The following is a 12,566-nucleotide window of genomic DNA, read 5'->3' as shown; positions in this document are numbered from 1 at the left end:
GATAATGCTTGATTACAACCTGATCGTCGACGCAGCCCAGAGACTCAAGAAAAGGGTGCGCCGGACGGAACTGATCCACGCTCAACATTTCAGCGAGCGGCTCGGTCTCCCCCTTTACTTCAAATGCGAGAACCTGCAGCGCACCGGCGCCTTCAAGATCCGCGGCGCACTCAATTTCATGACCGCGCAGCCGCGCCAGGCACTGGCCGGCGGCGTCATTACCGCCTCCGCAGGAAACCACGCCCAGGGGGTCGCCTTCTCCGCCGACCTCCTCGGGGTTAAAGCGATGGTCTACATGCCGGAGAGCACCCCGCCGCAGAAGGTGTTCGCCACCCGGGACTACGGGGCTGAAGTCGTCCTGGAGGGGAAAAATTTCGACGAGGCGTGCGCCGCCGCCCTGAGGCAGGCCGAGGCCAGCGGCGCGCTTTTCGTGCACCCCTTCGACGACCCCCTGGTGATGGCGGGGCAAGGGACCATCGGGCTCGAACTGCTGGAGGATCTCCCGGATCTCGCCAACGTGCTGATCCCCGTGGGAGGAGGAGGACTGATAGCCGGCATAGCCCGCGCCATCAAGGAGACGCACCCGCAGGTGAGGATCATCGGCGTCGAAGCCGCCGCTGCCCCTTCGATGCGCCAGGCGCTGCACAAAGGAGAGGTAGTCACCGTGCCGATACGGGCGAGCCTCGCCGACGGCATCGCCGTCAAGACCGCCGGAACCAACACCTTTCCCGTGGCAAAGGAATACGTGGACGAAATCGTCCTGGTGGATGAGGAGGAGATCGCCCTCGCCATCGTCTCGCTGATGGAACGGAACAAGCTGATGGTGGAGGGCGCCGGCGCGGTGGGGCTCGCGGCGCTTTTGAACGGCAAGGTAAAGCGGATTTCCGGAAAGACGGTGGCGCTGTTATCAGGCGGGAACATAGACGTGAAGACGATAGCGGTGGTCGTGGAGCGGGGACTTTTGGCCGCGGGGCGCTACTTGAAGCTGAAGATCGAGCTGGACGACGTCCCCGGCGCGCTGGCACGGCTCGCCACCGAGATCGCCGAGGCGCGGGCCAACATATCCATCATCACCCATGACCGCCGCTCCGAGTCCCTTCCCATCGGGAAGACCGAGGTGCTGGTCGAGTTGGAGACCAGGGGTGCCGAGCACATCCAGGACGTCATCAGGCACCTGAGCAAACGAGAGTACCTGCTGGAAGTCATCAAATAAAAAAACAAACGCCATTGGCCACGAAGAAAATCTGATGTTCTCCGTGGCCTACGGTTTTAGGCTTAATCCTCCGGCTTTTCCAGATGTTCCCCGATCACCCGCAGGAAGGCGTCGCCGTAGCGGGCCATCTTGTGCTGCCCCACCCCGGTTATCTTCAGCAACTCCCACTTGTCCTTGGGCATCTGCGCCGCCATCTCGGCGAGCGTCGCGTCGGCGAAGACCACGAAAGGCGGCACTTGCTGCTCGTCCGCGATCCCCTTCCTGAGCTCCCGCAACTCCTGGAACAGCGCGCCGTCGTAGCTCGGCTTCCTGGCGGCCGACTTCTTCTCCACCACCTTGGTATCGCGCGGCTTGGCAAGCTCCAGCCGCACCTCCCCCCTCAAAAGCGGGCGCGCCCCCTCGGTCAGTTTCAGCACCGAGAAATTCGCCAGATCCTGCTCCAGGTACCCCAGGTGGATCAATTGGCGTAGCAGGTTGCCCCAGAACTCCTGGGAGTGTTGCTTGCCGATGCCGAAGGTGGAAAGCTGGTCGTGTTTCAGTTCCTGGATCCGGTGGTTCTGCGAACCGCGCAGCACATCGATGACGTGCCCCATCCCGAAGCGCTGGCCGACGCGGTAGACGCAGGAGAGCGCCTTCTGGGCATCCTCGGTGGCGTCGAAGCGCTCCGGCGGGCTCTCACAGATGTCGCAGTTGCCGCACTCCTGCTCCAGCCGGTCCCCGAAATAGCCGAGCAGCACCCGGCGCCGGCAGGTCTGGGCCTCGGCGAACCCGATCATGCAGTTGAGCTTGTGCAGCTCGATCCGGTTTTGCTCCGCGTTGCCGCCGTTGCCGATGAGCCCGCGGGCCACGGCGACGTCGCCGTAACCGAACAAAAGCAGCGCGTCGGCAGGGAGCCCGTCCCGGCCGGCACGCCCCGTCTCCTGGTAGTAACTCTCGATGCTCTTGGGCATGTCGTAGTGCACCACGAAGCGCACGTTGGACTTGTCTATCCCCATGCCGAAGGCGACCGTGGCCACGACGATCTTGATGTCGTCCTTGAGGAAGGCCTCCTGGACCCGGTGCCGCTCCTTGTCCGGAAGCCCGGCGTGATAGGCGGCCGCCTTGATCCCGGCGGCGCAAAGCTTTTTGGCCACCTCCTCCACCCGTTTCCGGGACAGGGCATACACTATCCCCGCCTCGTCCTTGCGGCTGGACAAAAAGCCGGTGAGCTGGCTGAATGGCTTATTCTTGTCGATGACGCTGTAACGGATGTTGGGGCGATCGAAACCGGCGCAGTAGCAGGTCGCCCCCTGAAGCCCTAGCCGGGAAAGTATGTCTCCCCTGGTCTGGGCGTCGGCCGTCGCGGTAAGCGCGATCATCGGTATCTCGGGGAATATCTCGCGCAGGACGCCAAGCTGGGCGTACTCGGGGCGGAAGTCGTGCCCCCACTGCGAGACGCAGTGCGCCTCGTCGATGGCGAAGAGGGAGATGGAAAGCGGCTTGATCCTTTCCAGGAAGCCGTCGCTCAATAGCCGCTCGGGCGCGACGTAGAGGAGCTTCAGCTCGCCTGCGTGCAGTTGGGCCAGCACCCGGCGCGCCTCCGCTTCGCCCAGCGCCGAGTTGTAGCACGCGGCGGAGATGCCGTTCTCGCGCAGGGCGTCGACCTGGTCCTTCATCAGCGAGATGAGGGGGGAGATCACTAAGGCGGTGCCGGGAAAGCAAAGGGCCGGTACCTGGTAGCAGAGCGATTTGCCGCCGCCGGTCGGCATGAGGACGAAGGCGTCCCTGCCGGAGAGGACCGTTTCCACGATCTCCTGCTGCGGCGACCGGAACGACTTGAAGCCGAAAACGTCGTTGAGAATCTGTATGGGGGATGCAGGCATGGCTGGCCTTTGTTACTGCGTCAATTGCTGCCGGAAGGGGGCGCGTCGACGCGGGAGATTATACCGCATCGGCCGTCGGCGCCAGTGTTTCCGGACAAAGGTGGGCGAGGAAACTTCTTGTCAGCGGCGCACCGTTTAGCGGGTCTGAGAGCCCAGGACGCAGCAGGTCCTGGTAGCAGTCCACGTCATACCAGGGAGCAAGGAGCGTGGAGGATAATCCTGACGCCTGAGCCTGCTTCAAGCTCGTCTCAAGGACCTTCGCTGTGGACCAGGGTATCCCTTGAAAGATGCTCCCCGCTCCTCTCCGCACCCCAACCAGGTAATACCCCCCGTCTGAAGCGGGGCCGAACACTGTGTCGCTTCCTCCCTCCAGCCGGGCGAAAGCATCCTCCAGATAAGCAAACGGCAGATCCGGCGCGTCGGAGCCGATCACCACGCGGGAATCGTATCCCAGTTCCGCCAACTGATCGAAGGCCTGCTCCAGCCTCGTTCCCAGCCCCCCGTCATGCTGCCGCATCAGGGTGGCGTGGGGAGCACTTTTATGGAAAAAGTCGCTCTCACCTTCGTAGAAGAGAACCGTATCGGCGTTCAGGGGCCGCACGCGCGCAATGGTATCGAGGAACATGCAGCGGTAGAGTTCGGCCCCCTGCTGGAGCGACAGTGGGGGAGACAACCGGGTCTTGACCAGACCGGGAAGTGGTGTTTTGGCGAAGATGGCGAGCGCGCGTTTCATTAGAGGTTCTGGCCTTAGAAGGGATAAATGAGTAGAAAAGTCTAGACTTGTCCACAATTTTGCCGCTTATCAACAGAGTTTTCCACAGTCAAGCGGTTGACTGAGACAACTTTATGACTCCCTGCTTCTCTCGATTGCGGCGTAGGCCGAGTGTTTGTGGATGGACTCGAAGTTCTCCGCTTCCACGGAAAACCACGTAACGTTATGCATACTTAGCAGCCGGACCGTCGCCTCGCGCACCATATCCTCAACGAACCGCGGGTTCTCGTATGCGCGCTCGGTGACGAATTTCTCGTCCTCGCGTTTTAGCAGAGAATACACAGGGGAGGAACCGCACTGCTCGATGATTTCGATCAGGTCTTCGATCCAGATGAATTCGCTGTAGCGAACCTGGACTGTCATGATGGAGCGCTGGTTGTGGGCGCCGTAGCTGGACAATTCCTTGCTGCAAGGGCAAAGCGAGGTGACCGGCACCTTGATCCCAAGCACGAAGTCGAAGCGGTCCGAAAGCGAGGCGCTGAAGGTGCAGGTGTATTCCATCAGGCTCTTCGCCCGCGACACCGGCGCGGTCTTCTCCACGAAGTAGGGGAATTCCATCTCAAGGTGCGCGTTGGATGCCCCCAGTTTCTCCTTCATGGTGGAGAGGATGAGCTCCAGTTTGTCGAGCGCGATCTCCTCGCGATACTCATTGAGGATCTCCACGAACCGGCTCATGTGGGTCCCCTTGAAGTGATGGGGGAGATCCACGTACATGTTGATCCGGGCGATGGTGTTCTGAAAGGACTTGTTCTTGTCCATCACTACTATGGGGTAGGAGATGTCCTTCACCCCCACCTTTCCGATCGGTATGTTCCTGGTATCGCGGGTGAGTTGCACGTCGCTCAGGGATGGCTTCTTCAGATATTCTTTGATCATTTTTTTCCTCGGTTGTTACCGCTCGCCCACGGAGGAGGCAGAGGATGAGGGCGTGCCGCTAAAGCTTCTGGTACCTTACCGGGTCGGCCACCCCGGCTTCTGCAAACCCTTTGAGCCGCAAACGGCAGGAATCGCACCGGCCGCAGGCCGCGCCGTCTTCGGCAGGGTCGTAGCAGGAATGGGTCTTGGAGTAGTCGACCCCCAGCGAGAGCCCCTTCTGGATGATCTCGGCCTTGGTCAGACTGATCAGCGGGGTGTGGATCTTCAACCTTTTACCCTCGACCCCGGCCTTGGTGGCGAGGTTCGCCATGGCCTCATAGGCAGCGACGAACTCGGGCCGGCAGTCGGGGTAGCCCGAGTAATCGAGCGCGTTGACGCCGATGAAGATGTCGAAGCAGTCGAGCGTCTCCGCCCAGCCGAGCGCGAAGGAGAGGAAGATCGTGTTGCGGGCCGGCACGTAGGTTACCGGTATCTCCTCCCCGACTCCCTCCTTGGGGACCTCGATGTCGGAAGTAAGCGCACTCCCCCCCATCTTCCTCAGGTCGAACTCGACCAGCAGGTGATCCACGGCCCCCATCGGGCGCGCGTTCAGCTTCGCCACCTCCAGTTCCTGCTGGTGCCGTTGCCCGTAGCTGAAGCTGAGGGCGTAGGGTGCGAAACCCTGCTCCTTCGCTATCGCCAGGCAGGTGGTCGAATCGAGCCCGCCGCTGTAAAGGATTACCGCCTTTTTCTGCATCTTTTCACCTCGTTGAAGGATGAGGTTTCCCCTGCACCCTCTGTGTTCCGTTCTCTGATTTTACAAAAACAAAGGGCCGCGCCGATGATCCGGTGCGGCCCTGGATGCTTACTCTACGAAGCTTTTCAGCTTCTTAGCCCGGCTGGGGTGGCGCAGCTTCCTGAGCGCCTTCGCCTCGATCTGCCGGATCCTTTCACGCGTGACCTCGAAGTCCTGGCCCACCTCTTCGAGGGTATGGTCGCTCTTCTCGCCGATGCCGAAGCGCATCCGGAGCACCTTCTCCTCGCGGGGGGTGAGGGTGGAGAGCACCCGGGAGGTCTGCTCGGAAAGGTTCGCCTTGATCACCGCTTCCAGGGGGGAGACCACACCCTTGTCCTCGATGAAATCCCCAAGATGGGAATCTTCTTCCTCGCCGATCGGGGTCTCCAGGGAGATCGGCTCCTTGGCGATTTTGAGAACCTTGCGCACCTTGTCCAACGGCAGCGCCATGCGCTCGGCGATCTCTTCGGGGGAAGGCTCGCGGCCGATCTCCTGCACCAGTTGGCGGCTGGTACGGATCAGCTTGTTGATGGTCTCGATCATGTGCACCGGGATCCTGATGGTACGGGCCTGGTCCGCGATGGCGCGGGTGATGGCCTGGCGGATCCACCAAGTGGCGTAAGTCGAGAACTTGTAACCGCGCTGGTACTCGAATTTGTCCACAGCCTTCATGAGGCCGATGTTCCCTTCCTGGATCAGGTCCAGGAACTGCAGGCCGCGGTTGGTGTACTTCTTGGCGATGGAGACGACCAGGCGGAGGTTGGCCTCGACCAGCTCGCTTTTGGCCAGCTTCGCCTTGTGCTCCCCTTCTTCGATGGCAAGGAGGGCGTTGGCGAGCTCGCTCGCCTTGAAGCCGGACTCCTGCTCGATCTTCTTCAACTTCGCTTCGCTGGAGCGGAAGCGCTTCTCGAGCTTCTGACCTTCCTCCAGCGTCATGTTCAGCTTCTTCTGGAACTCCGCCTCGGAACCGCCCTTAGCACCTTCGAAGGCAGCAAGGAAAGGCTCTCTCTCGGCGCCGCTTTCCTTCTCCAGCTCGGCGATCTCCTGCATGACCGTGTCGACCTTGCAGGAAAGCTCCTTCAGGCGCTGGGCGATCTTCTCGATGTGGCGGTCCTTCAGGCGCAGCGACTTGAGGGTCTCCGCCATCTTCACCTTGAGTTCGGCGTGCTCGGCGCCCAGGGCATCGCGCTCCTTTGCGGCAGCCTTCTCGTTGTCGAGAACAGCCTGGATCTCGCTCATCCGCTGGTCGATTTCCTTGATCTCGTCGATGATGGTGAGCACTTTAAGGGCCTGAAGATCCTCTTCCCCCTCCTCCAGCACCTCTTCCTCGACGTCTTTCGAGATCTCGATGGCGCCGATCTGCTGCTTCCTGAGACGCTCGCCAAGGGAGACGACCTCTCTCACCGTGATCGGAGTGTTCAGGATGACGCTGGCGACGTCGCGCTCGCCCACCTCGATCCTCTTGGCGATCTCGACCTCTCCCTCACGGGTGAGAAGCGAGACGGAACCCATCTCGCGCAGGTACATGCGGACAGGGTCGCTGGTACGGCCAAGGGTGCCGGGCTCGAACTCGACTTCTTCCTCGCTCCCTTCGTGCTCTTCCTCTTCTTCCAGATCCATCTTGATCTTCGGGATCTTTACCTTCTGGGCGGAGTCGACTATCTCGATGTCCATATCGCCAAACATGCTCATGACGTCGTCTATCTGATCGGAGGAGACGATGTCGGGGGGAAGCAGGTCGTTCACCTCTTCGTAGGTGAGAAACCCCTTTTCCTTGCCCAGGTCGATGAGCTGCTTCACTTCGTCCATGCTTTTCTTGGCCATTTACCACGCTCCACTACAGCTTTTGAATCCTACTATAGTAATTTCGATTTTTTATTACGCAACCGCTCAAGTTCCGCCAGTATCTCCAGGTATCTGGGAGAATCCGGGTCGACCGTGGCAAGCTCTCGCGCCAGGGCCTTGCCGCCCCCCTTCAGAGCATGCCGCTCCAGGGCTTGGCAGCACTGTTCGAACGCCTTGACGGCGTTCATGTCCTCCAGGTGCGCATCCTCCACGAAAAGCGAGAACAGGCGGCTGCGCTCCTCGGGCGATTCTATCTGCTCCAGCACGCGGGAGAGGTCCAGGTCCCCCTGCCCCGCCTCAGCGATCATGGCCTCGGCGAGCCTCAGATGTGCGCCGTTGAAAAGCTTATCGGCGCCGTGGTCGCGAACCCTTAGCACGACTTCGGGATACTTCGCCATCAGCGTCAGGAGCACCTCCTCGGTGGCTGCGGTGCGCGGTGGCGCTGCCTTCGACTGCTGGGGGCGCGGTGCTACGGCGGGTATCCCCACCTTCTTGTGCAGCATCGCCTGGTCGATCCCGACCGCCCGGCAGATCTCCTTCTCGTAAAGCCCGCGCTCGACCGGGTCCGATATCTTGGAGAGCCGCGGCGAGACCTCGTTCACGAAGGCAACCTTCCCCTCGACGCCGCGAATGTCGAGACTCTTCAACACGCCCAGGTAAAACGACTCGAAGATGGGAAGAGACTGCTCCAGCAGGGGCGCAAAAGCCGCACCTCCCTCGCGCCGGATGAAGGTGTCCGGGTCGTCCCCGGACGGGACTTCCACAACGCGCGCCGGAAACCCCTCCTCCAGGAAGAGTTCCATGGAACGGACCGTCGCCTTGCGTCCTGCCTCGTCTCCGTCAAAGAGCATGTAGGCGCGCTCAGCGTAGCGCCTGAGAAGCTTCACGTGCGGCGGCGTCAGCGCCGTGCCGCAGGTGGCGACCACGTTGGTGTAACCGGCCCGGTAAAGGGCAAGATGGTCGAAGTACCCTTCGACGACGATGGCGCTGCCCTGCTCGCGCATCCCTTTCTTGGCGAGATCGACTCCGAAGAGGACCTCGCTCTTGTGGTACACCACCGACTCCGGGGAGTTGATGTATTTGGGGAGCGAATCGTCCATGACCCGCCCGCCGAAACCAATGGCGCGGCCGTGGAGGTCCGAGATGGTGAAGAGAAGCCGGTTGCGGAAGGTATCGTAATAGCCGTCCCTTCCCTCCCTTTTCCTCAAAAGTCCCAGCTTCTCGGCCTGCTCCAGCGGCACCCCTTTTCTCTGGAAGAATTTTGCCAGGTTGTCCCATCCCGCCGGAGCAAAGCCCATGCGGTAGGTGGCCGCGGTTTCCTGGTCCACGCCGCGCTGCTGCAGGTATGCTCTCCCGGCAGCACCCGCCTCGTCCGACTCCAGTACCCGACGGTAGTACTCGCAGGCCATGTCGTTGATGTGAAAGGCCTGCTCCTGCTCGTCCATCTTGCGCTTCTCGTCGCGCGAAAGGGGGCGCTCGGGGATCTCTACGCCGACCTTCTTGGCGAGGAACTTCACCGCCTGGGGGAAACTCAGCCCCTCCATGCGCATCACGAAATCGAAGGAGTTGCCGCCTGCACCGCAGCCGAAGCAGTGAAAGATCCCGCGTGCGGGATTCACGTTGAAACTGGGGGTCTTCTCGCCGTGGAAAGGGCAGATGCCCTGGTAGTTCGCCCCCGATTTCCTGAGGCTCATGTAATCGGAGATGACCTGGAGAATGGGAGCCCGCTCGCGCACCTCCCTGACCTTTTCATCCGGAATCATCGACACTGCTGTAATTCCTTATTTCCTGCGTACTGCCCCTTCCCATCCGGCGGCGATGCTGCCCCCGGTCGAGGCGAAAGCGTTTGCGGTCTTGGATCGGGAGACCCATCCCTTGAACTTGTCTGGCATGGGTTTTGTGGTCGCGAGGTAAAGGACGACGCAAAGGACGAACCCTCCCTGCAGAAAGCCGAATACGATGCCGCCGATCCGGTTGATCCCTCCCAGGAGCATGACCTTGAAGATGACGGTGAGCAGATGACCGAGGAAATAGAAGAGGACGCTCAACAACAGGAAGATAAGGAGAAACGACAGCGGCTGCGCCACCTGCGGGGGAAGGTTTATGAACTGCCTGAGCCCGAGGCTGAGAAATGAATAATATCTGAAAGCGGCCCAGCCGCCCGTGACAAGGCCCAGCAGGGAGCAAGCCTCCCGCACCAGCCCCTTCGAGAACCCTTTTGCCACAAAGAAGAGCAATACCACCCAGATAAGGATGTCGAGAAGGATCATGCACGCACCTGGTCAGCAGCCAAAAAGCAAAAGAAGGGGGAATCGGTAGATTCGCCCCTACTCATGACACCGTAAAGCCCGCAATCCCCCCCGGGATCTCTCCCGGGGGCAACAGTCATGCGAGTTTTTCCTTTACAACTTCGCTCACCAATTTACCGTCTGCGCGGCCGGAAACCAGGGGTTGCAGGGCTTTCATCACCCTGCCCATGTCCTTTCCGCTCGTGGCGGAGGTTTCCGCTATGACTTTCTCCACAAGGGATACCAGCTCTTCCCGTGTCAGCTGCTGGGGGAGGTAACCGGTCAGGAGCGTAAGCTCCGCCTCCTCTTTATCCACTAGCTCCTGTCTGCCTGCTTCCTTAAAGAGCCGTATGGATTCCCTGCGCTGCTTGCAGAGGGTAACTATGGTTTCGGTGACTTCCGCATCGCTCAGATCGCGTCTGAGTTCGATGGCGCGGTTCTTCACCGAGGAGAGCAGCATGCGGACGGTGGAAAGGCGCAATGCATCGCGACTTTTCATCGCTTCCTTAAGATCCGCGTTTAATCTCTCCTGCAGTTGCATGAATCCCTCTAGTCAACCATCTTCCGCTGTTTTTTCAGAGCACGCTTGCGCGCTGCAATGGCCTTTTTCTTCTTCTTGATGCTCGGCTTCTCGTAGTGCTCTCTTTTGCGAACCTCTGAAAGGATCCCAGCTTTCTCGCACTGCTTCTTGAACTTCTTGAGCGCCAGCTCAAACGGTTCAGCTTCTTTTACCTTTACTCCCGGCATTCATATTCCCCCCCCTTCTCTTCTGGATTTACTAACTTAGTGGGTACGGGCCGGCAGACACTATTCAAGGAATCAGCAATATAGCACTCGTCCAGTTTTTGTCAAGAATTTTCTAAGTTTTTCAGAATTCGCTAACCTACCCTGGATTCCTTCTCTTCGATGCCCGAAATACCGAAGCGGCGCCTTAGTTCGGCATAGACCTCTTCGGGGTCGATATCGTAGAAACCGAGGAGCACGAGGTTGTGGAAGATGAGGTCGGCCGTCTCGTAGATGATCTCCTCGCGCTTCCCCCCTTTACCGGCGATGACGACCTCCGTCGCCTCCTCGCCCACCTTCTTCAGGATCTTGTCCACCCCTTTGGCCATGAGGCTCGCGGTGTAGGAGGATTCGTCGGGGTTGGCCTTGCGTTCCTGGATCACGCGGTAAACCGCGGCTATGATGTCGTCCTTGGGCTTTTCCATGGCATTGCTCCCTGTTGCTGGAAAGATCTATAGTCGTACCGGCACGCCCCGTTCGCGGAGGTAGCTCTTCGCCTCTTCGATGGTGTACTCGCGGTAGTGGAAAATGGAGGCGGCAAGACAGGCGCTGGCGCCGGCCTGGGTGAAGCCGTCGTAGAGATGGGACAGACCGCCGACTCCGCCGGAGGCGATGACCGGGATGCTCACCGCGTCGACCACCGCGCGGGTGAGCGGCAGGTCGTAGCCGTCCTTGGTGCCGTCACGATCCATGGAGGTGAGAAGGATCTCCCCCGCACCCATGCTCTCCATCCGCTGGGCCCACTCCACCGCGTCGATACCGGTCGGATTCCTGCCGCCGTGGGTGTAGACCTCCCAGCCGCCGCCGGCCCTGCTGCGTGCGTCGATGGCGACCACGGTGCATTGAGAGCCGAACTTCTCGGCGGCCTCGCTCACGAACTCCGGGCGATGCACGGCGGCCGTGTTGATGGAAACCTTATCCGCGCCGGCGTTCAGAAGGCGTCTGATATCCTCGACCACCCGCACCCCGCCGCCCACCGTCAGGGGCATGAAGACGCGCTCGGCGGTGCGGCGCACCACGTCGATGATGATGTCGCGGTCGTCGGAGGACGCGGTGATGTCGAGGAAGGTCAGTTCGTCCGCGCCCTGCTGGTCGTAGAGCTCGGCGATCTCCACCGGGTCACCGGCGTCACGCAGTCCGAGGAACTGGACTCCTTTAACTACCCGCCCCCCCTTCACGTCGAGGCAGGGGATGATTCTTTTGGTCAGCATATGAAACCCCAGATACAGATAAAGATACAGATAAAGAGTTGGAAAAGAAGGAAAACCGCGAATAAAAGCTTCGCGCTCTTCTTAATCTCTATCTTTATCTTTATCTCGGTTTTTTAGTGAGCGCTATGGCCTCGGCGAGGTTGATGGCGCCGGAATAGATGGCCTTACCGGTGATGACGCCGGTGACACCCGAAGACTCGATGGCGATCAGGTTCTCGATGTCCTGCAAGGAGGAGAGCCCGCCCGAGGCGATCACCGGGATCTTAATGGCTTCGGCCAGGGCCTTGGTCGCCTGAATGTTAGGCCCCTGCATCATCCCGTCGCGGCTGATGTCGGTGTAGATGATGGCGGAGACACCGTCACCCTCGAACTGCCTGGCCAGCTCCGTCGCGGTGATCCCGGTCACTTCGGCCCAACCTTGGACCGCGACCATGCCGTTTTTGGCATCGATGCCGACCACGATCTTGCCGGGGAACTTGGCGCACGCCTCCTTCACGAAAGCGGGGTTTCTCTGCGCGGCGGTACCGATGATGACGCGCCCGATCCCCAAGGAGAGGTAGGCCTCGATGGTGGCGATGTCCCTGATGCCGCCCCCCAACTGGGTCGGGATGGTGACCGATTTGACGATCGCCTCGATGGCCTTGCAGTTCTTGGGCTCGCCGGCGAAAGCGCCGTCGAGATCCACTATGTGCAGGATCTCGCCACCCTGGCGCTGCCATTCGGCGGCCTGCGCGCCGGGGTCGTCGTTGAATACCGTGTCCTTCTCCATCAGCCCCTGCTCCAGGCGGACGCAGCAGCCGTTTTTCAAATCTATCGCGGGAATGATGATCATTGCTTCTCCCAATCCATTTCATGGCACGTGCCTTCCCGGCGCGCCCGTATTTATATATATGCCGTCGCCACACGATCTCTCCCTCGCCCTCTGGAAGAGCCGAGGTGAG

At 60.5% G+C, this 12,566-nt stretch carries 13 protein-coding genes; 1 reads left to right on the top strand and 12 read right to left on the bottom strand.

Features of this window, described 5'->3' with window-relative positions; all coding sequences use genetic code 11:
* Positions 1-4: 4 nt before the first annotated feature.
* A complete protein-coding gene (gene ilvA, locus K419_RS0108495; RefSeq protein ID WP_026841208.1) occupies positions 5-1,213 on the top strand; it encodes a threonine ammonia-lyase in 1,209 nt (402 codons plus the stop codon).
* 62 nt (positions 1,214-1,275) lie between these two features.
* Here the strand turns inward: ilvA and recQ are convergent, their stop codons facing one another.
* The 12 genes from recQ to hisA all read right to left on the bottom strand — a co-directional run bounded on the left by recQ (position 1,276) and on the right by hisA (position 12,457).
* Positions 1,276-3,075 (bottom strand): DNA helicase RecQ, encoded by a 1,800-nt coding sequence (gene recQ / locus K419_RS0108490; RefSeq protein ID WP_026841207.1) that lies wholly within the window; start codon positions 3,073-3,075, stop codon positions 1,276-1,278.
* A 58-nt stretch (positions 3,076-3,133) separates the two neighbouring features.
* Entirely contained in the window at positions 3,134-3,808 is a 675-nt protein-coding gene (locus K419_RS0108485) for a TIGR04282 family arsenosugar biosynthesis glycosyltransferase (RefSeq protein WP_026841206.1), read from the bottom strand.
* A 111-nt stretch (positions 3,809-3,919) separates the two neighbouring features.
* Entirely contained in the window at positions 3,920-4,723 is an 804-nt protein-coding gene (gene folE2, locus K419_RS0108480) for a GTP cyclohydrolase FolE2 (protein WP_026841205.1), read from the bottom strand.
* A gap of 58 nt (positions 4,724-4,781) precedes the next feature.
* Complete coding sequence (gene queC, locus K419_RS0108475) at positions 4,782-5,459, bottom strand: 7-cyano-7-deazaguanine synthase QueC (protein ID WP_026841204.1); 678 nt, start codon at positions 5,457-5,459, stop codon at positions 4,782-4,784.
* Positions 5,460-5,567: 108 nt separating this feature from the next.
* Complete coding sequence (gene rpoD, locus K419_RS0108470; RefSeq protein ID WP_026841203.1) at positions 5,568-7,322, bottom strand: RNA polymerase sigma factor RpoD; 1,755 nt, start codon at positions 7,320-7,322, stop codon at positions 5,568-5,570.
* Between the two features lie 32 nt (positions 7,323-7,354).
* Entirely contained in the window at positions 7,355-9,112 is a 1,758-nt protein-coding gene (gene dnaG, locus K419_RS0108465; RefSeq protein ID WP_026841202.1) for a DNA primase, read from the bottom strand.
* A 12-nt stretch (positions 9,113-9,124) separates the two neighbouring features.
* Positions 9,125-9,613 (bottom strand): CvpA family protein, encoded by a 489-nt coding sequence (locus K419_RS0108460; RefSeq protein ID WP_026841201.1) that lies wholly within the window; start codon positions 9,611-9,613, stop codon positions 9,125-9,127.
* Between the two features lie 115 nt (positions 9,614-9,728).
* Positions 9,729-10,172: a GatB/YqeY domain-containing protein gene (locus K419_RS0108455; RefSeq protein WP_015838994.1), complete on the bottom strand. Its 444-nt coding sequence runs from the start codon at positions 10,170-10,172 to the stop codon at positions 9,729-9,731.
* A gap of 8 nt (positions 10,173-10,180) precedes the next feature.
* On the bottom strand, positions 10,181-10,378 hold the full coding sequence (gene rpsU / locus K419_RS0108450) for a 30S ribosomal protein S21 (protein WP_011940832.1): 198 nt from the start codon (positions 10,376-10,378) through the stop codon (positions 10,181-10,183).
* Positions 10,379-10,509: 131 nt separating this feature from the next.
* Complete coding sequence (locus K419_RS0108445; RefSeq protein WP_026841200.1) at positions 10,510-10,839, bottom strand: phosphoribosyl-ATP diphosphatase; 330 nt, start codon at positions 10,837-10,839, stop codon at positions 10,510-10,512.
* A gap of 27 nt (positions 10,840-10,866) precedes the next feature.
* Complete coding sequence (gene hisF / locus K419_RS0108440) at positions 10,867-11,625, bottom strand: imidazole glycerol phosphate synthase subunit HisF (protein ID WP_015838996.1); 759 nt, start codon at positions 11,623-11,625, stop codon at positions 10,867-10,869.
* 100 nt (positions 11,626-11,725) lie between these two features.
* Positions 11,726-12,457, bottom strand: a complete 732-nt coding sequence (gene hisA, locus K419_RS0108435) for a 1-(5-phosphoribosyl)-5-[(5-phosphoribosylamino)methylideneamino]imidazole-4-carboxamide isomerase (RefSeq protein WP_026841199.1) — start codon at positions 12,455-12,457, stop codon at positions 11,726-11,728.
* Positions 12,458-12,566 lie beyond the last annotated feature (109 nt).

Source organism: Citrifermentans bremense R1, assembly GCF_000426865.1.
In the GTDB taxonomy this organism is placed as follows: Bacteria; Desulfobacterota; Desulfuromonadia; order Geobacterales; family Geobacteraceae; genus Geomonas; species Geomonas bremensis.
This window is presented reverse-complemented; position numbering and strand designations above follow the sequence as displayed.